General features: G+C 74.5%; 20 protein-coding genes. 10 read left to right on the top strand and 10 right to left on the bottom strand.

Annotated features, from left to right (window positions below; genetic code table 11):
- Positions 1–117 precede the first annotated feature (117 nt).
- The gene (locus tag PUR71_RS06105) at positions 118–894 is read left to right on the top strand and encodes a helix-turn-helix transcriptional regulator (protein ID WP_329925291.1); all 777 of its coding nucleotides are present in this window, start codon (positions 118–120) and stop codon (positions 892–894) included.
- Between the two features lie 27 nt (positions 895–921).
- Here PUR71_RS06105 and PUR71_RS06100 read toward each other — a convergent pair whose 3' ends face one another.
- A complete protein-coding gene (locus tag PUR71_RS06100) occupies positions 922–2,457 on the bottom strand; it encodes an AMP-binding protein (RefSeq protein ID WP_329925290.1) in 1,536 nt (511 codons plus the stop codon).
- Positions 2,458–2,757: 300 nt separating this feature from the next.
- On the opposite strand from PUR71_RS06100, the gene PUR71_RS06095 reads away from it, so the two are divergent.
- The 4 genes from PUR71_RS06095 (at position 2,758) to PUR71_RS06080 (ending at position 4,936) form a co-directional block, all read left to right on the top strand.
- On the top strand, positions 2,758–3,219 hold the full coding sequence (locus PUR71_RS06095) for a group II truncated hemoglobin (RefSeq protein WP_329925289.1): 462 nt from the start codon (positions 2,758–2,760) through the stop codon (positions 3,217–3,219).
- Complete coding sequence (locus tag PUR71_RS06090) at positions 3,216–3,791, top strand: GNAT family N-acetyltransferase (RefSeq protein WP_329925288.1); 576 nt, start codon at positions 3,216–3,218, stop codon at positions 3,789–3,791. Before PUR71_RS06095 ends, PUR71_RS06090 begins: the two co-directional genes overlap by 4 nt.
- Positions 3,792–3,796: 5 nt before the next feature.
- On the top strand, positions 3,797–4,183 hold the full coding sequence (locus PUR71_RS06085; RefSeq protein WP_329925287.1) for a VOC family protein: 387 nt from the start codon (positions 3,797–3,799) through the stop codon (positions 4,181–4,183).
- Between the two features lie 105 nt (positions 4,184–4,288).
- Positions 4,289–4,936, top strand: coding sequence for an NAD(P)-dependent oxidoreductase (locus PUR71_RS06080; RefSeq protein WP_329925286.1), 648 nt, complete (start codon positions 4,289–4,291; stop codon positions 4,934–4,936).
- 19 nt (positions 4,937–4,955) lie between these two features.
- On the opposite strand, the gene PUR71_RS06075 is transcribed toward PUR71_RS06080, so the two are convergent.
- Positions 4,956–5,738: a dioxygenase family protein gene (locus tag PUR71_RS06075; protein WP_329925285.1), complete on the bottom strand. Its 783-nt coding sequence runs from the start codon at positions 5,736–5,738 to the stop codon at positions 4,956–4,958.
- 103 nt (positions 5,739–5,841) lie between these two features.
- Between PUR71_RS06075 and PUR71_RS06070 the strand changes: the two genes are divergently transcribed.
- Positions 5,842–6,318 carry a MarR family winged helix-turn-helix transcriptional regulator gene (locus PUR71_RS06070; RefSeq protein WP_329925284.1) on the top strand — a complete coding sequence of 159 codons (477 nt, stop codon included), beginning with the start codon at positions 5,842–5,844 and terminating at the stop codon, positions 6,316–6,318.
- Here PUR71_RS06070 and PUR71_RS06065 read toward each other — a convergent pair.
- Positions 6,284–7,861, bottom strand: a complete 1,578-nt coding sequence (locus PUR71_RS06065) for a helix-turn-helix domain-containing protein (RefSeq protein ID WP_329925283.1) — start codon at positions 7,859–7,861, stop codon at positions 6,284–6,286. The two genes, PUR71_RS06070 and PUR71_RS06065, sit on opposite strands and share 35 nt — an antisense overlap.
- Before the next feature lie 285 nt (positions 7,862–8,146).
- Here PUR71_RS06065 and PUR71_RS06060 point away from each other — a divergent pair, with 285 nt between their 5' ends.
- Positions 8,147–8,599, top strand: coding sequence for a molybdopterin-dependent oxidoreductase (locus PUR71_RS06060; RefSeq protein ID WP_329925282.1), 453 nt, complete (start codon positions 8,147–8,149; stop codon positions 8,597–8,599).
- A 23-nt stretch (positions 8,600–8,622) separates the two neighbouring features.
- On the opposite strand, the gene PUR71_RS06055 is transcribed toward PUR71_RS06060, so the two are convergent.
- Positions 8,623–9,042, bottom strand: a complete 420-nt coding sequence (locus PUR71_RS06055) for a TOBE domain-containing protein (RefSeq protein WP_329925281.1) — start codon at positions 9,040–9,042, stop codon at positions 8,623–8,625.
- 263 nt (positions 9,043–9,305) lie between these two features.
- Between PUR71_RS06055 and PUR71_RS06050 the strand changes: the two genes are divergently transcribed.
- Both PUR71_RS06050 and PUR71_RS06045 read left to right on the top strand, forming a co-directional pair.
- Entirely contained in the window at positions 9,306–9,824 is a 519-nt protein-coding gene (locus PUR71_RS06050) for a GNAT family N-acetyltransferase (protein WP_329925280.1), read from the top strand.
- Between the two features lie 236 nt (positions 9,825–10,060).
- Positions 10,061–11,098: a sphingomyelin phosphodiesterase gene (locus tag PUR71_RS06045; protein ID WP_329925279.1), complete on the top strand. Its 1,038-nt coding sequence runs from the start codon at positions 10,061–10,063 to the stop codon at positions 11,096–11,098.
- Between the two features lie 55 nt (positions 11,099–11,153).
- Here PUR71_RS06045 and PUR71_RS06040 read toward each other — a convergent pair whose 3' ends face one another.
- The 6 genes from PUR71_RS06040 to PUR71_RS06015 form a co-directional block, all read right to left on the bottom strand.
- Positions 11,154–12,500, bottom strand: coding sequence for a substrate-binding domain-containing protein (locus PUR71_RS06040; protein ID WP_329925365.1), 1,347 nt, complete (start codon positions 12,498–12,500; stop codon positions 11,154–11,156).
- A 222-nt stretch (positions 12,501–12,722) separates the two neighbouring features.
- Complete coding sequence (locus PUR71_RS06035) at positions 12,723–13,514, bottom strand: GNAT family N-acetyltransferase (protein ID WP_329925278.1); 792 nt, start codon at positions 13,512–13,514, stop codon at positions 12,723–12,725.
- 208 nt (positions 13,515–13,722) lie between these two features.
- On the bottom strand, positions 13,723–14,817 hold the full coding sequence (locus PUR71_RS06030; RefSeq protein ID WP_329925277.1) for a WD40/YVTN/BNR-like repeat-containing protein: 1,095 nt from the start codon (positions 14,815–14,817) through the stop codon (positions 13,723–13,725).
- Between the two features lie 161 nt (positions 14,818–14,978).
- Positions 14,979–16,430, bottom strand: a complete 1,452-nt coding sequence (locus PUR71_RS06025; RefSeq protein ID WP_329925276.1) for a dihydrolipoyl dehydrogenase family protein — start codon at positions 16,428–16,430, stop codon at positions 14,979–14,981.
- Positions 16,427–16,873 (bottom strand): OsmC family protein, encoded by a 447-nt coding sequence (locus tag PUR71_RS06020; protein WP_329925275.1) that lies wholly within the window; start codon positions 16,871–16,873, stop codon positions 16,427–16,429. The genes PUR71_RS06025 and PUR71_RS06020 overlap by 4 nt, the downstream gene beginning before the upstream one ends.
- Positions 16,874–17,057: 184 nt before the next feature.
- A complete protein-coding gene (locus PUR71_RS06015) occupies positions 17,058–17,792 on the bottom strand; it encodes an alpha/beta hydrolase (protein ID WP_329925274.1) in 735 nt (244 codons plus the stop codon).
- A 109-nt stretch (positions 17,793–17,901) separates the two neighbouring features.
- Between PUR71_RS06015 and PUR71_RS06010 the strand changes: the two genes are divergently transcribed.
- On the top strand, positions 17,902–18,891 hold the full coding sequence (locus PUR71_RS06010; RefSeq protein WP_329925273.1) for a helix-turn-helix transcriptional regulator: 990 nt from the start codon (positions 17,902–17,904) through the stop codon (positions 18,889–18,891).
- Positions 18,892–18,893 lie beyond the last annotated feature (2 nt).

Genomic DNA, 18,893 nt, shown 5'->3' with positions numbered 1-18,893 from the left:
CCATACCTGCCACTCCGCCGAATCAAGGCTGTCGAACCCGCACGCCGGAACCCTCGCCAGCGCCCCTGCCGCGTGTGAGAATCTCGCGATGCACGCGACGCGAAGGGCGGGCTCGCGATGACGGGGGCCGCGGACACCCCCACCCCCGCGCCGACGGACGACCACGGGCTCGGGGCGCGCGCCGCCGAGTTGGTCAGGGACGCCGTGCTCGGCGACCTCGCCCGCCGGGTGGTGGCGGAGTGCGGGGCCGACGTCGGCCTGGTGGGGGTGCCGGAGCCGCTGCCGGCGGCGCTGCCGGGTCACCGTGCGGACGAGGACGGACTGGTGCTGCGGCACTGGGCCGGCACCCGGGCGGACCTGCTGCACGATCGCCCCGTCCCGACCGGCACCGGCCTGGGCGGGCGGGCGCTGGCCGAGCGGGCACCCAGCTGGGTGCCCGACTACCGGGCCGCGACCACGATCTCGCACCACCACGACGCCGCCGTCAGCGCCGAGGACCTGTACGCGATGCTCACGGTGCCGCTGCTGCACGACGGCACCGTGTACGGCGTGGTGTACGCCTCGCTGCGCGCCGTCGTGCCGTTCGGGGACGTCCGGATCGCGGCCGTCGGCGAGCTGGCGGCGACCGCCATCCGGGCGCTCGCCGGCGCCGCCGCCTGGGGCCGTGCGGAGCGCGAACCCGGCAGGGCCACCCTCGCGCGGCCGTTGACCCCGCGCGAGCACGAGGTGCTGCGCTGGGCGGCGACCGGCCGGACGAACCCGGAGATCGCCGCCCGGCTGGGGCTGACGTGCAACACCGTGACGGGTTACCTGAAGTCCGCCATGCACAAGCTCGGCGTCCGCAACCGGACCGAACTCGCCCTGACAGCCAGGGAGTCGGGGCTGCTCGACTGACCCGGACCGACGGACCGACGGACGGTCTCAGTTGACCTGCCGCTCCTGCCCGCCCCAGTACGGCTCCCGCAGCCGGAACTTCTGCAGCTTCCCGGTGGCGGTGCGCGGCAGCTCGTCGCGGAACTCCACCGAGGTGGGCGACTTGTAGCCGGCCAGCCGCTGCTTGCAGTGCGCGATCAGCTCGGCCGCGGTGACACCGCCGTGCCCCTCCCGGAGCACCACCAGCGCCTTGACGGTCTCGCCCCACTTCTCGTCCGGCACGCCGATCACCGCGGCCTCGGCGACGGCCGGGTGGGCGTAGAGGCAGTCCTCCACCTCGATCGAGGAGACGTTCTCCCCGCCGCTGATGATGACGTCCTTCTTGCGGTCGGAGATGGTGAGGTAGCCGTCCGTCAGGTGGCCGCCGTCGCCGGTGTGGAACCACCCGTCGCGCAGGGCCTCGGCGGTCGCCGCGGGCTGCCGCCAGTAGCCGTCCAGGACGGTGTTGGAGCGGACGAGCACCTCGCCGGACGGGTCGACGCGCAGCTGGGTGCCGAGGGAGGGGGCGCCGGCCTGCACCAGCTTCTCCGCACGTTCGGCGGCGGGCAGGGCGTCCCACTCGGCGCGGGTGCGGTTGACGGTGACCACCGGGGAGGTCTCGGTCAGGCCGTAGAGCTGCATGAACTCCCAGCCCAGTTCGGCCTCGACGCGCTGGACGACGGAGGTGGGCGGCGGGGCGCCGGCCACGATCATCCGCACCCGGTCGCGTCCGGGCACCGGGCCGTCCCAGTCGGCCGCCGCGTCCAGCACCATCTGGACGACGGCGGGCGCGCCGCAGAGGAAGGTCACGCCGTGCCGGTCGACGCGGCGCAGGATCTCGGCGCCGTCGACCTTGCGGAGCACGATGTGCCGGGCGCCGAGGCCGGTGAGCGCGAACGGCAGCCCCCAGCCGTTGGCGTGGAACATCGGCAGGGTGTGGAGGTAGACGTCCCGGTCGCTCGCGCCGTAGTGCAGGCCCATGGTCGTCGCGTTGAGCCAGATGTTGCGGTGGGTGAGCTGAACGCCCTTGGGGCGGGCGGTGGTTCCGCTGGTGTAGTTGATGGTGGCGGTGTCGTTCTCGGAGATCGCGTACCGGCGCGGGGAGTTGTCGAAGTCGTGGAGGACGGCATCGCTGTCGGCCCCGATCACGAACTTGTGCTTGGCCACCACCCCGTGCAGCGCGTCGGCGAGTTCGGGATCGACGAGCAGGACGGACGCGCCGCTCTGCTCGACGATGTACGACACCTCTTCGGCCTTGAGCCGGAAGTTCACCGGCACCAGCACACGGCCGTACCCACTCACCCCGAAGAAGGAGGTGAGCAGCCGGGCGGAGTTGTGCGACACGATCGCGACCCGCTCGCCGGGCCCGACGCCGAGCCGGTCCAGCCCGGCGGCCTGGGCCCGGGCCAGCTCGGCGATCCGGCGGTAGCTCAGGTCGCCCCAGGAGGCGGCCGGCTGCACGGGCTCGTCGACGATCCCGACCCGGTCGCCGTAGACCAGCTCGGCCCGGTCGAGGAAGTCCATCACGGAGAGTGGAATCTGCATGCGCTTACTTTCCTCTCCCGGCCGCTCTCTGCACACCCCCGATCGGGGGTGTCACCCGTCCGAACGCAGGTCCGCGGCCGTGGCGTCGGCGGCCGTGGGCGACCCGGTCGCCGGGGGCGACTCGCCCGCCGCTGGCACTCGCTCGCCGCTGGCAACTCGCCCGCCGTCGCCAGCGCGGCGAGCACCGGCGGTCAAGCACGGAATGCGGAGAACCGCCGAGGAGCCGTACCGGACGTGCTAGGAAAGTCCCGACGCAGGGTCACCACAGGGCAGGGTCAACCACCACGACGGGGAGCACCGATGAGCGACGACCAGCGGCCGGACGACCTCTACGAGGCCGTCGGCGGCATCGAAGCGCTGCGCAGACTCAGCAACACCTTCTACGAGGGCGTCCTCGCCGACCCGCTCCTCGCGCCCGTCTTCGAGCACTTCACCACCACCCACATCGAGCACGTCGCCGTCTGGCTGGCCGAGGTCTTCGGCGGCCCGGCCCGCTACACCGAGGAGCTCGGCGGCCACCGGTCGCTGCTCCGCGCCCACCTCGGCCTCGCCATCACCGAGGAGCAGCGCCTGCGCTGGATGGAGCTGATGACCGCCGCCGTCGGCAAGGAGCTGCCGGACGACGAACTGCTGCGCCGGCGGGTGCTGGAGTACTTCGACTGGGGCACGAGGATCGCCGAGGACGTCTCCTCCTCCCCGGCCGGCACCGACCTCGGCGAGCCGGGCCCGACGCCCCGCTGGGGCTGGGAGGGCCTGCGGTGACCGTCGCCCTCACCACCCTCCCGACGGCGGACGGCCTGCTGTTGCGCCCGTTCGAGGACGCGGACGCCCCCGCGCTGGTCGAGATCTACCGGGACGGGACGCTGCGCCGCTTCACCCGCGTCCCGGTGGACGACGCCGATCAGGCCGCGCACTGGCTGGACGCGCAGTACCGCGGCTGGTCGGAGGGCTCCCGCTACAGCTTCGCCGTCCTCGACGTGAGGGCCCCGGGCGCGGGGGCCCTGGTCGCCAACGTGGTGCTCAAGCGCGGTACCCCGGGCGGTGAGGGGGCGGAGGTCGGCTACTGGACGGCCGCCGCCGCCCGCGGCCGGGGCGTCGCGCCGCGGGCCGTGGGGGCCCTGACGGCCTGGGCGTTCACCGCGTTCGCCGACGAGGGCCTGACCCGGATCGACCTGCTGCACCAGGTGGACAACGCCGCCTCGTGCCGGGTGGCGGAGAAGAGCGGGTACGCGCTCCGGGAGGTGCTGACGGCGCTCCCGCCGGAGTTCCCGCTCTCCGGCCACCGGCACTCCCGGAACAGGCTGGACGGATCGCAACGGCCGGAGCCAGAGTAGGGCTCATGGCTTCTCTGGTACGACACGTGACGATCGATTGCGCAGACCCGTTCGCCCTCGCGGACTTCTGGGCGCAGGTGCTGGACGGCACCGTCGGCGAGGACGACAACCCGGGCGACCCGGAAGCGGCGGTGGAGTCCGCGGGGGCGTCGCTGCTGTTCATCCGGGTGCCGGAGGGCAAGGTGGTGAAGAACCGCGTCCACCTGGACCTCCAGCCGCAGGACCGCTCCAGGGAGGAGGAGGTCGAGCGCCTGCTGGCCCTGGGCGCGAAGCTGGTCGACGACCGCCGCACGGCGGACGGCCGCGGTTGGGCCCTCCTGGCCGACCCCGAGGGCAACGAGTTCTGCGTCGAGCGCAGCCACGCCGAGCGCGTCGCCCTCGGCGACGCCTGACCCCGAAGCCTCACCCCCGCCCCTGCCCCGGCGCTCCGGCCGACAGGGACAGGGGGCCCGGGCGAGCCGATAATCGAGGTAGGTGAACGAACAGGCAGGTGCGCCATGGCCACAATCGCCGTGATCGGCGCGAACGGCACCATCGGCAGCGCCGTCGTCGCGGAGGCGCGGGCGCGCGGGCACGAGGTCGCGGCGGTGGTGCGCGATCCGGGCCGGTACCGCGGCGACGCGGCGGCCGTCGAGCGCGGCGACGTGCTGGACCGGGCGGACGTGGCCCGGGTCGCGGCCGGGCGCGACGTCCTGGTGAGCGCGGTGGGCGGCGGCGACGGCCCGGGGCACGTCGCGTTGATCGAGCCCGCCGCCCGGTCGCTGGTCGAGGGCCTGCGGGCGCTCGGCGACGCGGCGCCGCGGCTGATCGCGGTCGGCGGGGCGGGCAGCCTGGAGACCGCGCCGGGCGTGCGGGTCTGGGACGCCCCGGGCCTGCCGGAGCCGGTCCTGCAGATCATGCACGCGCACGGCGGGGCCCTGGACTACTACCGGACGGTCTCCGACGTCCGCTGGACGGTGCTCAGCCCGGCGGCCGAGATCGGCCCGGGGGAGCGGACCGGCCACTACCGGACGGGACTCGAGCAGCTGCTCACCGACGCGGCCGGCCGCAGCCGGATCTCGGTGCCGGACTACGCGGTCGCCCTGGTCGACGAGATCGAGCAGCCCGAGCACATCGGCGAGCGCTTCACCTGCTGCGCGCTGTGAGGAGCCTGTCCGGCCGCCCCTACCCGAGCTGGATCGAGCGCTTCGCGAGCCCCATCCAGAAGCCGTCGATGACGCTGCGCTGGCTGTCGAGGTCGGCCTCGCCGGCGCCGAGCGTGACGAACAGCGGGGCGAAGTGCTCGGTCCGCGGGTGCGCGAGCTTCCCGGCCGGGGCCTTGTGCTCGAAGTCGAGCAGCGCGTCGAGGTCCTGCGCGGCGAGTGCGCGCCGGCCCCAGTCGTCGAACTCGGCCATGACGGAGCTGATCCGCCCGTCGCTGCTGAGCGCCCGCAGGTTGTGGGTGAAGAAGCCGCTGCCGACGATCAGCACCCCCTCGTCCCGCAGCGGGGCGAGCCGGCGGCCGATCTCCATCAGCCGCCGAGGGTCGAGCGTGGGCAGGGAGACCTGGAGGACGGGGACGTCCGCCTCGGGGTACATCTCGACGAGCGGGACGTACGCACCGTGGTCGAGGCCGCGGTCCGGGATGTCCTGGACGGGCGTGCCCGGGGCGCGCAGCAGCTTGCGCACGCGCTCGGCGAGCTCCGGTGCGCCGGGGGCGGCGTACTGGACCCGGTAGTAGTGCTCGGGGAATCCCCAGAAGTCGTAGACGAGCGGCACGGTGTCGACGGCGCCGAGCGCGAGCGGAGCCTCCTCCCAGTGGGCCGAGACCATCAGGATCGCCTTGGGGCGCGGGAGGTCGGCCGACCAGGCAGCGAGCTGGCCGGGCCAGATCGGGTCGTCGGCGAGCGGCGGCGCGCCGTGCGAGAGGTACAGGGCGGGCATGCGCTCGGGGGCCGCGGTGCTCATGGCGACTTCCTCTCCAGGGCCGTGCAAGGTAGTTCAAATTTGAACCTCTGCAACCGACGGTACACCTTCGTTCGAATTTGAACAACAGGAGTAGGCTGAGCCCATGTCCGCACCCCGTGAGCCCCGCTGGCTCGACGAGCACGAGATGGCCGCCTGGCGGGGTTTCGTCGTCGCGAGCAACCTGCTCAACCGCCGCCTGGAGCGCCAGCTCAAGGAGGACTCCGGCCTCTCGCACACCCAGTACGAGATCCTGGTGCACCTCTCCGCGGTCCCGGCCGGTTCGCTGCGGATGACCGAGCTGGCCGAGAAGCTGGTCACCTCCAAGAGCGGCCTCACCTACCAGGTCACCCAGCTGGAACGGATGGGCCTGGTCGGCCGCCGCTCCTGCCCGAGCGACGTGCGCGGCGTGAGGGCCGAACTCACCGACCAGGGGCGCGAGGCGGTCCGCCGGGCCGCGCCGGGGCACGTCGCCCTGGTCCGCGAGCTGCTGATCGACGTGCTCACCCGCGAGCAGCTCGCCGTCCTCGCGGAGGGACTGGGCGAGGTCAGCGCCCGGCTGCGGCCGGACGACGTCCCGTAACCGCCGAAGCCGACCGGGGCCCCGCCCCCTGCGCCGGGACCGGGACCGGCTCCGGGGCGCACAGCAGGGCCGCCCGCAGGTCGAGCCGGTCGTGCAGGCGGGCCAGGTTGCGCCCGGTCAGCTCCTCGATCCGGCGGATCCGGTAGTGGACGGTGTTCACGTGGACGTGGAGCTGCTCCGCCGTCCGCGCCCACGAGCCGTCGTGGTCCAGGAACACCGCGAGCGTGCCCAGGAGCGAGACGCCGTTCTCCCGGTCGTGGGCGGCCAGCGGCGCCAGCAGCCGGGTGTGGAAGGCGGCCGTCACCTCGGCCGGGATGCCGCGCAGCAGCCCGGCCAGCGAGTCGAGCTCCGCCGCGCTGCCGACCGGTCCGGCCGAACCCTCCAACACGTAGCGGGCCTGCACCAGGGCCGCCCGCAGGGCCGCGGGGTCGGGCGGCGCGGCCGGGCCGACCCCGACCCGCAGGGTGCGCCGCCCGGTGAGCCGGGCCTGGAGGGCGGGCCGGGCCCGTCGCAGCCGTTCGGCGACCCGGTCGACCGGCGCGGCCACCAGGGCACCGGCGCGGCCGGCCCGGTCCGTCCCGGCCGCGAACGGCACGCCGAGCGGGTGCAGGGCCTCGGCCAGCGCGTGCGCGGCCCATCGCGCCGGTGTGCCGTCGTCATCCGCTTCGGCCCGTGCATCGTCGATGCGCGCGGTGACCGCCACCAGCGCCCGCGCCTCGCCCAGTTCGCAGGCCGCGAGCGGCTCGGCGAGGCCGCCGTCCCCGGCGAGGACGTCCAGCAGGCGTCCGCCGGCCCGGTGCCGGGCGACGGCGGCGGCGCGGTCGCGGACGGCGAGCGGCGCGAGCAGGTCGGCCAGCGCGCGCAGCATCGGCTCGGCCGCCGCGGCCCGGGTGTGCGGGCGCAGCCGCCAGCCGTCGAAGGGCGAGCCGTCCTGCGGGCCGACCGGCAGCCCGGCGTCGCCGCGCACGGCGGACGGCACCGGGGTGGCGGTGGCGGCGACGGGCCGGCCGCCGGCGGTGACGATCGAGCAGTCCGGCACGCCGAGCCGGCCGACCGCGTGCGTCAGCACCTCGCCGGGCTCCGCGCCCGCGTGGATCAGGTCGAGCACGTCGTGCCGGACGGCCTCCGGGATGGCCGCGGTGTCCGGCGAACCGGCCCGCAGGTCGCCCCAGAGCCGCAGGTAGACGCGGTCGGTGACGGCGCGGAAGCTGGTCCCCGCGGGCACCGCAAGCAGGGGGATGCCGTGCGTGCGGCAGGCCTCCGCGAGACTGACGGGGATGCTGCCGTGGGTGCCCTCGCCGGCCAGCAGGGCGGCCACCCCGGCGCTGCGCAGCGCGGTGGCGAAGCGCAGCGCGCCGGTGGCGTCGGCGGGCCGCCACCAGACCAGGCCGGTGAGCACGAGCTCGCCGGTCTGGAGGTAGCGGGCCGGGTCCTGGAGGTCGGTGGAGCTGATGCCGGTGACCGGGCGGTCGAGGAGCTGCGGCGCGCTCCAGGCCAGCCGGATGCCGAGGTCGTCGAGGTGCAGCAGGTCACCGACGATCATCTGTTCGCCGCCTCTCGCATTTGCAAGGTCAACATTCGCACGGGCATCGTAAATGCAGGTCGCGGAGGGGTGGTTCTTCTCGTGGGATCATCCAGGGCGGGCGGTGGCGGCGGGGTGGGGAACCGACCGTCAGGACGATTGCAGTTGCTGGCCCTGATGGGCATCATCCATCGCAGATGCGACTGAAAGGTTCCTTTCATCGTTGCACCTGCGAATGCTGCTCACCCCGTTCGGGTAACCCTCCTCCCGGGCCGCGGCGGAGCGGCTCGGGAGGAGGGCGAGCACATGACCCCGGCGAGAGCCACCGTCCGGCTGCACGGCCACCTGGACCTTCCCGCCGAGCTGACCGTCGACGAGCTGCGCACCCTCCCCGCGCACCGTGTCGAGGTGAGCTTCGACTGCCGGACGGAGGGCGAGCAGCGCCACGGCTACGAGGGCCCGGCCCTGTGGGACGTGCTGCGCGCGGCGCGGCCGCGGATCGACTTCAGCGGCCGCAAGCACCGGCTGCGCTTCCTGCTGTCGGTCGCCGGCGCGGACGGGCACCGGGCGGTCGTCTCCTGGGCCGAGATCGACCCGGACTTCGGCGGTCAGGAGATCCTGCTGGCCACCAGCATGGACGGCGCCCCGCTGGACGCGGCCGGCCCGCAGCTGGTCGTCCCGGACGACCACTGCGGAGCCCGCTACGTCAGCGGGGTGACGGACGTCTGGCTGGGGCCGCTCGGCGAGTCCTTCTCCTGAGGGGCCCCGTGGTTCCGGCCCGCTCAGGCGGTCGCGAGTGAGATCTCGGTCGACTTGATCAGGGCCACGACCGACGAGCCGGCCGCGAGTCCCAGGTCGGCGGCGGCGTCGGCGGTGATCGCGGCGGTCAGTGCGCCGCCCGCGACGTCGACCTTGACCCCGGCCATCGCGCCGCCGGTGGCGACCTCGGTGACCGTGCCGGGGATCTGGTTGCGGATGCTCAGCCCGGCGACCGGCCCGGTGGCCAGGGCGACTTCGGTGGACTTCACGAGGGCCCGGACGGAGCTGCCCGCGCCCAGCCCGAGGTCCTTGACGGCGTCCACGGTGACCGCGGCGGTGAGCTCCTGGCCGGAGGCGAGCCGGACCTTGACGGTGGCCATCACCTCGCCGGTCGTGACGGAGCTGACGGTGCCGGGCAGCTGGTTGCGGATGCTGAGGCTCATGCGTGGTGCCTTCCGATCGTGTCCCCGGGAAGGGGACGGGGGAGGTTCCGGCCGTGTCCAATCCCCACCCTACCGATAGGAAAACCACAGGTCAGAGAGGGTTTGACGGCCCCTCCGGAGGTGTGTCGCAGCTGCCAGGGCGATCACCCCGGAGTCCTCGCATCCGCCGGTCGGGGCCCGGTTCGTCCTCGCCGGTCGCAGCGGTGCGGAAGGCCCCGCCCAACCACTCGCCCGGAGCCCAATTCCGTGCCAACATGCCGCATATGGGGACGATCCTGCACGGCACCCTCGTCACGCTCAGGCCCGCCACCGGGGACGACATCCCGGCGCTGGCGGCGATCCGCGGCACGCCCGAGGTCTACGCCCGCTGGCGCGGCGGCGAGGACCTCGTGGACGAGGTCGCCACCGACCTCGAATCGCCGGACACCGAGACCCTGGCCGTGGAACTGGGCGGCAAGGTGGTCGGCGCCATCCAGTGGTACGCGAACAACGACGACGACTACCGCCACGCCGGCATGGACCTCTACCTCGACCCGGGCGTCCACGGCCTCGGCCTGGGCACCGATGCCGTCCGCACCCTCGCCCGGCACCTCGTGCGCGACCACCACTACCACCGGCTGATCATCGACCCGGCCGCCGACAACGCCGCCGCGATCCGCTGCTACGAGAAGGTCGGCTTCCGGCCCGTCGGCACCATGCGCCGCTACGAGCGCGGCCCGGACGGCACGTGGCACGACAACCTCCTGATGGACCTGCTGGCGGAGGAGTTCGTCGACGGCTGACCGGCCGCACGGCCTTCGACGGACCGTCAACCGGGCCGGCGCGGCGGCGGAGAACGTGGCAGGAGCTCCGAGGATGTACAGACATCTCGTCGTACATCTGGTCAGGGCTGTACAGACATCTCGCGTTCTTCCCGATGTACTGAGCAGTAGCTAGCGTTCCGCTGCCATCCCCGAGCGACCGTGCCCCTTCGGCCGCCGGGATCCGCAGGGTAGACGAATCCCCCAGGAGAACGCCCATGCTCTCGCGTCGCACGGCCACCGCCCTCACCTCGGCGGCCGCCGCCGCACTGCTGCTCGGCGGCACCGCCCCGACCGCCGTCGCCGACACCAGGGCGGCCCCGGCCACGCTGTCCGTCTTCGCCTTCAACGTCGACCTCGGCACCGCCGTCGTCGACAGCACCCAGAACGAGCAGGCCGCCCGACGGACCCCGGTGATCGAGCAGATCGTCCGTCAGCACGACGCGGACGTCGTGATCCTGGACGAGCAGTTCAACAACAGCTCGACCGCCGACATCAACGCCAAGCTCGCCGACCTCTACCCCTACCGCACCCCGGTGGTCGGCCAGACCTGCTCCGGCGGTGGCTGGACCGGCATCAGCGGCAACTGCTCCAGCTCGTGGTTCGTCATCAACGGCGGCACGATGATCCTCTCCAAGTACCCGATCACCGCGCAGTACGCCCACGTCTTCGGCAACTCGACCTACGGCACGTGGGACTACCACGCCAACAAGGGCGCCGCGCTGGTCCGGGTGACCAAGAACGGCTCCACCGCGTGGGTCGTCGGCACCCACCTCCAGGCCGACGAGTCGGACACCTCCACCGACACCACCCAGGCCACCCGGCTCGGGCAGCTCGGCGAGATCCGCAGCTGGGTCGACGGCATCGCCGGCACCAGCGCGCCCGTCCTGATCGGTGGCGACCTCAACGTCGAGTACGTCCACGGCCAGGCCCGCGGCGACTACGCCAACGCCCAGTACGCGGTGGACGGCGTCCTCGGCACCCCGGCCACCGACCCGAACCAGACGCTGAACACCATGGACTGCCCGGCCTCGGCCTGGTGCCAGTACATGTCCGGCGTCGAGACCTTCCCGAAGGACTACCGGGACGACCTCGACTACATCGGCTACCTCAACGCCCCCGGCCGTCCGGTGCCCTCCGCGATGTCCACCGTGCGGGTCGACTTCGATCCGCAGGCCGGCTGGACCCCGGGCCAGGTCGACACCAACGCGCCGAGCGACCACTACCCGGTCGAGGCCACCTTCCAGCTGAACTGACCTCTTCTCGGCGGGAGTTGCCGCCCCCTGAGCCCGTCGGCGCCGCCGCGCGGGCTCAGGCCGGTCCGGACGGGTTCGGGCAGCCGCACGAGCGGCGCAGCACCAGCCGGGCCGGGAACGTCCGCGCGCCGGTGACCCGCCCCTCGGCGCCGCCGAGCACCAGGTCCACCGCGGCCCGGGCCATCTCCTCCTGCGCCGTCTCGACGGTGGTCAGCGCCGGGCCGGCGATCACCGCCTCCGCGATGTCGTCGAACCCGGCCACCGCGAGCTCCTCCGGCACCCGGATCCCCAGGTCGTCGGCGGCCCGCAGCAGGCCTATCGCCTGGTCGTCCGTCGCGCAGAACACGGCGGACGGCCGGTCCGGCCGGGCCAGCAGCCGGAGCGCCTCGGCGTGCGCGCGCACCCGGTCGAAGGGTGCGGGGACGAGCCGGCCCTCGGCGGGGATCCCGGCGTCGGCCAGGGCGGCGGCCCACCCGGCGGTGCGGCCGGAGACGGGGTCGGCCGGGCTGAGCGAGAAGGTGCCGCCGAAGCAGTGGACCTCGCTGTGCCCGTGGCCGAGCAGGTGGCGGACCACCTCGGCGGCACCGCCCTCGTCGTCCGCGACGACGGCCACGCCGCCGGCCGTCTCGGCGCGGTGGTGCAGGAGCACGACGGGCGTCCCGTCGGTCGCGTCGAAGCCGCTGACACCCGGGCCGGCCGGGTCCTGGGTGACCAGGATCAGGCCGTCCACCTGCATGCCGAGGAAGGCGCGGATGTAGTGCGCCTCGCGCTCGTCCGCGTAGTCCGAGTTGCCGATCAGCAGCAGCCGGCCGCGCTCGGCGGCGGCCTGCTCGACCTGGTGGGCGAGTCCGGCGAAGAAGGGCTGGCGGGCGTCCGGGACGACCATCCCGATCAGGTCGGTGCGCTGGCGCGCCATGGCCTGCGCGACCCGGTTGGGCCGGTACCCCAGCTCCTCGACGGCCGCGAGCACCTTCGCGCGCGTGGCCGGTGCCACCGGACGCGGCCCGTTGTTGATCACATAACTCACGACGGCCGTGGACGTCCCCGCCGCCCTCGCCACATCGTCCCGCGTCACCCTCGCCATGCCAGGGAGCCTACACACAGCCTCTGACAGTGACCTTTCCGTGATCGGGGGGTGATCTGCGGCGCCGGTGCGGACGCCGGAGTCGAACAGCACCGGCAGTCCGTCGGCGGCCTCGACCACGCCGGGCAGTGCGGCGAGGGCCGGCAGGCCGTCGTTGGCCTGCCGGCCGCCGTGGTCGGAGCAGTGGACCGCGTCCGCGCCGCCGTCCTTCGCGCGGCGCACGTCCTCGGGGGGGCAGATGCCCTTGAGCACGATCGGCAGGTCGGTGATCGAGCGCAGCCAGGGCAGGTCGTCCCAGGGCAGGGGGTTGCCGAAGATCTGCGTCCAGTCCAGCAGCGGCGCCGATCCGCGCGCGATCGCAGTCCCGGGGGAACCTCGCGGCGATCGCGGCGCTGCGGGAGACGAGCATCGTCATCGCCGCGCTGATCGCCACGGCGGTGTTCCGCGAGCGCCTGAGCCGGCTGCGGCTGACGGCCGGCGTCACGGTGCCGGCCGGGATCGTGGTGCTGGAGCTGGCCCGGTGACGGGCGGACGGGCCCGTCACCGGGAGCCGGCCGGTCCGCCGGTTGCCCGGGCGTCGCCCGGCACGACGACGGTCAGGGCCGTGTGCACCAGGGTGAATCCGAGCCGTTCGTACACCCGGCGGGCCGGGTTGCCCTCGGTCACGGTCAGGTGCACCTCGGCGAGCCCGCGGCGGGCGCAGTCCGCGACGGCGCGGCGCAGCAGGTCGGTGCCGAGCCCGGGGTAGCCGCGTTCGGGGTGGCGGAAGACGTCCCCGACCCACGGCACTCCGGCCCGGTCGGTGAGCACGACGCCGCCCACCACCCGGTCGTCCGCGTCCACGGCGAGCAGGCTGGCGGGCAGCACGGGTCCGATGGCCGTGCCGGCGAGCAGCGGGATGAGCCGTTCGGCCAGCGCCCGGCGGTCGTCGCCCGCGAACCGGTCCACGTGGCCGGGGGCGAACGCGGCCCGCCAGGCGTCGAACAGTTCCTCGGGCGCGCGGTCGCAGGGCACGGCCCGCAGGCCCTCCCGCAGCGGCGCGTCCGCCCAGTCGGCGGGCGGCGGATCGGCCAGCAGGTCGCGTCGCAGCGCGTGGGCGTGCCGCAGCGGCGTGGCGCCGAGCGCGAGCAACTCCCGCCCGAACCCGGTGGATCCGGAGACCGCCCACCCGGGCATGGTGTCGCGGACGAACTCCACCGGGTCGACCGCGCCCGACCCGTCGAGGACTTCGAGCAGGTCGGCCCAGGGCAGGCCCTCCCGCTCGCCCCGCCGGTACCGCAGCACCGGCACCCCGTCGGAGGTCCGCGCGATCACCCAGTCCGCCTCCGCCACGCCTGCCCCATCGTCGAGATCGTCCGTGCTCCGGCCATACTGGCCAGCCCGGACTCCCGGGGGCAACGGGTCGTCGCGAATACGGGCACGAATACGGGCACGAATGCAGGCACGAATACGGGCACGAATGCACGTCCGGAACCGGTGCGTGCGGGACTTCGCCGGTGTTCGCGGGCGAGCGGAGGTCCCGCGGCCACCCCGGGGTCGGTCAGGAGATCACGGCCGCGCGCACGCACAGCACGTCGGGCAGGTGGGCCTTGAGCAGCGTCCAGCTGTCGCCCTCGTCGTGGCTGGCGTACACGTCACCGGTGCGGTTGCCGAAGTAGATACCGGCCGGGTCGGCGTCATCGGTGCGCAGGGCGTCGCGCAGCACGATGCCGTAGTGGTCCTCGCCGGGCAGGCCGTCGGCGAGCGGCTGCCAGCTGTCGCCGGCGTCCTCGGTGCGGAACACCCGGCAGCGGCGGCCGGGCGGGATGCGGTCGCCGGAGCCGCCGAGCGGGAACAGGTAGGCGGTGTCGCCGCGGCGCGGGTGCGCGGCGATCGCGAAGCCGAATTCGGCGGGCAGCCCGTCGACGATCGCCCGCCAGCTCGCGCCCCAGTCGTCGCTGCGGTACACGCCGCCGTGGTTCTGCAGGTAGAGGCGGTCGGGGTTGACCGGGTCCGGGGCGATCTTGTGGACGCACTGGCCGAACTCCGGGTACTGGCTCTCCTCGGGGAAGAACTCGGCGCGCAGACCGGTGTTGGACGGCTCCCAGCTGTCGCCGCCGTCCTTGCTGCGGTAGACGCCGCCGCTGGAGACGGCGACCAGGAGCCGCTGCGGGTCGCGCGGGTCGGTGAGGATGGTGTGCAGGCCCTGGCCGCCGTAGCCGGCGCCCCACTGGGAGCGCTGCGGGTGGTCCCACAGGGCCCGGACGAGCGCGAAGGTCTCGCCGCCGTCCTCGGAGCGGAACAGCGCGGCCGGTTCGGTGCCCGCGTACACGACGCCGGGCGCCTCGGACCCGGCGGGCTGGAGCTGCCAGACCCGGGTGAGCGAGGCGCCGGTGCCCTCGGGGAAGCGGATCGCGGGCTCGGCCGGTTCGTTCCAGCTGGTGCCGAGGTCGTCCGAGCGCCACACCGACGGGCCCCAGTGACTGCTGTCGGCGCCCACGAGCAGCCGTGTGCGGCCGTCACGGCGGTCCACGGAGACGGAGTAGATCGCGTTCATCGGGAAGTGCGGCCCGCTGAACTCCCAGCTCAGCCGGTCGCGGCTGCGGCCGAGAAAGAGGCCCTTCTCGGTTCCGACGGCCAACAGCACCTCGGTCATGCCAACACACCACCTGGTCACGAGAAACCGCCCCCCGGGACGTCCCCCGACTGCCAGTCTCCCGCCGTCCACCCAAGGTCACATCTCGCCGCGCCGAGCAACGCCGAGCGATGTCGCGCCGCGCCGAGCAGGTGACCTTGGGGGAGGGGGAAGCGCGGACCTCAGCCCCGGCAGCCCTCCAGGAGCCGCAGCCACACCTCGCTGATCGTCGGGTACGCGGGCACGGCGTGCCAGAGCCGGTCGATCGGCACCTCGCCCACCACCGCGACGGTCGCCGAGTGCAGCAGTTCGGCGACCGCGGGGCCGACCAGGCAGGCGCCGACCAGCACTTGGCGCTCCAGGTCGAAGACCACCCTGGCGCTGCCGCGGTAGTCGTCGCCGTACAGCGAGGCCCCGGCGACGGCGCCCAGGTCGTGGTCGACGGACTTCACCCGCAGCCCGGCCCGCTCGGCCTCCGCGAGGGTCAGGCCGACGGCGGCGACTTCCGGTTGCGTGAAGACGACCTGCGGCGCGCCCGCGCTGTCGGCGGACGCAGCGTGCGCGCCCCAGCGTGAGGTGTCCAGCGCACGCCCCTGGGCCCGGGCCGCGATGGCCGCGCCGGTGATCCGCGCCTGGTACTTGCCCTGGTGGGTCAGCAGCGCCCGGTGGTTGACGTCCCCGGCGGCGTAGAGCCACTCACCGGGCACGTCCAGCACCGTGCAGCTGTCGTCCACCTCCAGCCAGTCGCCCGGCTTCAGCCCGACCTGCTCCAGGCCGATGTCCGCGGTGCGCGGGGCCCGCCCGGTCGCGTACAGCACCTCGTCGACGTCCAGCCGTCGCCCGTCCGAGAGGGTCAGCCCGACGGGTCCGGAGCCGTCCGTCCGCTCCAGTGCGGTGACCTCCACCCCGAATCGGACGTCCACCCCGGCCTCGCGCAGGCCGTCGCGGACGAGCTCGCCCGCGAACGGTTCCATCCGCGGCAGCAGCCCGCCGCCGCGCACCAGCAGCACGACCTCCGCTCCGAGCGCCCGCCAGGCCGACGCCATCTCCACGCCGACCACGCCGCCGCCGACCACCGCGAGCCGCCCGGGGACGGCTGGGGCCCCGGTGGCCTCCCGGTTGGTCCACGGCCGGGCCTCCGCCAGCCCCGGCACCCCGGCGGGCAGCACCGGGCGGCTGCCGGTGCACACGGCGACGGCGTGCCGGGCGGTCAGCACCCGCTCGCCGCCGTCCTCCGCCTCGACCGTCACGGTCCGCACGCCGGCCAGCCGGCCGTGGCCGCGCACCAGGTCGATGCCGGTGTCGCGCAGCCACTTCACCTGGCCGTCGTCCCGCCAGTGCGAGGCGAAGGAGTCCCGCCGGGCCAGCACCGCGGCCGCGTCGAGCCGCCCGTCGCCGACGGCCTCGCGCGAGCCGGCCACCGCGCGGGCGTCGGCCAGCGCCGCCGCCGGGCGCAGCAGCGCCTTGCTCGGCATGCAGGCCCAGTACGAGCACTCGCCGCCGACCAGTTCGGCCTCGACGATCACCGTGCGCAGGCCCGCCGCGGCGGTCCGGTCCGCCACGTTCTCGCCGGTCGGCCCGGCGCCCAGCACGATGACGTCGTACTCCTCGCGCGTGTCGGCCGTGGTGCTCATGCTCCGTCCTCCGTCGTGTCGATGGCCACCCCGGCCTTCAGGGCCAGCGTGACGGGCGTGCGCTCGCAGATGTCGAGCAGCCGGGCGCGCTGCGCCTCGTCGAGCGACCCGGAGAGCGCGACCCGGCGGGTGATCCGCCCGCGCGCCCCGTTCGTCTCGTACCCGAGCCTGACCCGGACCGCCTCCAGCGGCCACTCCTTGCGCTCGGCATACATCCGCAGGGTGATAGCGGTGCACGAGCCGAGCGAGGCGAGCAGCAGCGCGAACGGCTCCGGGCCGCTGTCCGAACCGCCGCGCCGCACCGGCTCGTCGGCGGTCAGCGGGTGGGTGCCGGCCAAGACGCCGACGTGGTACGGCGCGTCGGCGGCGCTCCCGGTGACGACGGCGGTGGTGACCCGCTTGAACTCCGGCTCGGTGGTGGTGCCGGTGGGCTGTTCGCTCATGGGTGGTGCTCGCTCTCCGTTCGGGTCCGGCCTCCCTGCCGGACCGGCGCCGGACCGCGTGCCCGACGCCGTGCCCATCCTGCGCCGACGCCCCCCGTCCGCGCAGGCGAACACGCGGACGACGGGATGTCGGACGGCCGTACGGACGGTCGAACGGCGGGCGGGTGCGCGACGCCGGGACGGCTCAGAGCGCCGCGAGTTCGGCCAGCACCGCGGCCGTGTCGGCCGGCCGGGAGAACATCGGCCAGTGCCCGGTGGGGAGTTCGCGCAGCTCCCAGTTCGGCCCGTCCAGCCCGGCGAACCACGGGTGGCCCGCCTCGATCATCGCGTGCACCTGGGCGAGCGGGAACGAGCAGGCCACCAGCGCCTGCGGAAGCGCGGCCCCGGCGCCGGTGAGCCGGAGCCGGTCCAGGTAGGCGCCGGCGGGGTGCGGGGTGGCCCGCGCTCCGATCCGGGCGCGCATCGCTTCGTCCAAGCCCTCCGTGCTCGCGCCGAACGCGGCGATGGCGTCCCAGGAGGGCATCGGCAGCCGGCCGTCGACCACCGAGGCGTCGGCCCAGGCCCGGTGGTCGGGCTGCCACAGGTCGTACAGCGAACCGCCGTCGGCCATCGGCCCGCTGTCCAGGTGGACCACCCGGCGCACGCGCTCGGGCATTCGGTCGGCGAGCCCGCCGACCGGGGCGCAGGCGCCGCTGTGCGCGACCAGCACCACGTCGTGCAGGTCCTCGCGGACCAGCAGCTCGGCCAGGTCCGCGATGTGGTCCTCCAGGCCGAAGTCGCCCTTCTCCCCGGCGCGTTCGGCGAGTCCGGGCAGGCTCACCGCGTGCACCGCGTGGCCGGCCGCGCGCAGCGGCGCCACGACCTCGTCCCACGCCCAGGCGCCGAGCCAGAGACCGGGGACCAGTACGAACGTGCTCATGGCGGTTCACTCCTTCGCATCGGGGGGGATCCGGGGACCGGCTCCCTTCGCCGACGACTCTAGGATCGAATCCGGACAGAACCCGCCCGGAAGAGAATCGGGGGAACCGATGGACCACCCGGTCAGTCGCGTGCTCGCCCTGCTGGAACTGCTCCAGGACCACCCTGGCCTGACCGCCGCCGAACTCGCCGCCCGCTTGGACGTCGACGAGCGCACCGTCCGCCGCTACACCGCCCGCCTGGCCGACCTCGGCATCCCCGTGCGCGCCGACCGAGGCCGCTACGGCGGCTACCGCCTGCTGCCCGGCTACCGCCTCCCACCCCTCATGCTCACCGCCGACGAGGCCGCCTCCGTCGTCCTCGGCCTCCTCGCCGGGCGCAGCACGGGCCTGACGGTGGGGGAGCGGGCCGCCGGGACGGCCCTCGCGAAGATCCAGCGGGTGCTGCCGCCCGCCCTGCGCGAGCGGATCGACGCCGTCGAACAGACCCTCGGCCTGACCGCCGCGCCCGCCGCCGGGCCGAGTCCGGCCGCCGCCGCGCTGTTCGCCCTGGCCGACGCGGCCCGCCGCCGGCGCCGGGTGCTGCTGATCTACCGGGACCGCGAGGACCGGCCCAGCGAGCGCGAGTTCGACCCGTACGGCCTGGTCTTCCACTCGGGCCGCTGGTACACCACCGGGCTCGACCACCGCAGCGGCGAGGAGCGCACCTTCCGCCTGGACCGGATCGTCCGGGCCGAACCGCGCGAGGCCGGGTTCGAGCCGCCGGCCGACGTCGACCCCGTGCAGCGCGTCGTGGAGTCCCTGGCGGGAGTGCCGTGGACGCACCGGGTGGAGGTGGAGCTCGGGATGACGCTCGACGAGGCGCACCGGCGCCTGCCGCGCGCCGTCGGGACGGTCACCGAACTGGCCGAGGGGCGCGTGCTGCTGCGCGCCCGCGCGCAGAACCTGGACGGCGTGGCGGTGCTGCTCGCGGGCCTCGGCCGCCCGTTCACCGTCCGCACCCCGGACGCGCTGCGCGACGAGGTCCGGGCGCTGGCGGCCCGGCTCACGGCGTGGAGCGGGCCCGGGGAGGACGACTCCCCGGGCCCGCCCGCGCGTTGACC

It is taken from the genome of Streptomyces sp. SP17BM10 (assembly GCF_036322405.1).
In the GTDB taxonomy this organism is placed as follows: Bacteria; Actinomycetota; Actinomycetes; order Streptomycetales; family Streptomycetaceae; genus Kitasatospora.
The sequence above is the reverse complement of the archived record's forward strand: the minus strand, read 5'-3'. Positions and strand labels throughout refer to the sequence as shown.

Bases quoted from the DNA above. Each gene is read 5' to 3' on its own strand.
- PUR71_RS06105 (WP_329925291.1), top strand. From the start codon at position 118: ATGACGGGGGCCGCGGACACCCCCACCCCCGCGCCGACGGACGACCAC.
- PUR71_RS06100 (WP_329925290.1), bottom strand. From the start codon at position 2,457: ATGCAGATTCCACTCTCCGTGATGGACTTCCTCGACCGGGCCGAGCTG.
- PUR71_RS06095 (WP_329925289.1), top strand. From the start codon at position 2,758: ATGAGCGACGACCAGCGGCCGGACGACCTCTACGAGGCCGTCGGCGGC.
- PUR71_RS06085 (WP_329925287.1), top strand. From the start codon at position 3,797: ATGGCTTCTCTGGTACGACACGTGACGATCGATTGCGCAGACCCGTTC.
- PUR71_RS06080 (WP_329925286.1), top strand. From the start codon at position 4,289: ATGGCCACAATCGCCGTGATCGGCGCGAACGGCACCATCGGCAGCGCC.
- PUR71_RS06075 (WP_329925285.1), bottom strand. From the start codon at position 5,738: ATGAGCACCGCGGCCCCCGAGCGCATGCCCGCCCTGTACCTCTCGCAC.
- PUR71_RS06070 (WP_329925284.1), top strand. From the start codon at position 5,842: ATGTCCGCACCCCGTGAGCCCCGCTGGCTCGACGAGCACGAGATGGCC.
- PUR71_RS06065 (WP_329925283.1), bottom strand. From the start codon at position 7,861: ATGATCGTCGGTGACCTGCTGCACCTCGACGACCTCGGCATCCGGCTG.
- PUR71_RS06060 (WP_329925282.1), top strand. From the start codon at position 8,147: ATGACCCCGGCGAGAGCCACCGTCCGGCTGCACGGCCACCTGGACCTT.
- PUR71_RS06055 (WP_329925281.1), bottom strand. From the start codon at position 9,042: ATGAGCCTCAGCATCCGCAACCAGCTGCCCGGCACCGTCAGCTCCGTC.
- PUR71_RS06050 (WP_329925280.1), top strand. From the start codon at position 9,306: ATGGGGACGATCCTGCACGGCACCCTCGTCACGCTCAGGCCCGCCACC.
- PUR71_RS06045 (WP_329925279.1), top strand. From the start codon at position 10,061: ATGCTCTCGCGTCGCACGGCCACCGCCCTCACCTCGGCGGCCGCCGCC.
- PUR71_RS06030 (WP_329925277.1), bottom strand. From the start codon at position 14,817: ATGACCGAGGTGCTGTTGGCCGTCGGAACCGAGAAGGGCCTCTTTCTC.
- PUR71_RS06025 (WP_329925276.1), bottom strand. From the start codon at position 16,430: ATGAGCACCACGGCCGACACGCGCGAGGAGTACGACGTCATCGTGCTG.
- PUR71_RS06020 (WP_329925275.1), bottom strand. From the start codon at position 16,873: ATGAGCGAACAGCCCACCGGCACCACCACCGAGCCGGAGTTCAAGCGG.
- PUR71_RS06015 (WP_329925274.1), bottom strand. From the start codon at position 17,792: ATGAGCACGTTCGTACTGGTCCCCGGTCTCTGGCTCGGCGCCTGGGCG.
- PUR71_RS06010 (WP_329925273.1), top strand. From the start codon at position 17,902: ATGGACCACCCGGTCAGTCGCGTGCTCGCCCTGCTGGAACTGCTCCAG.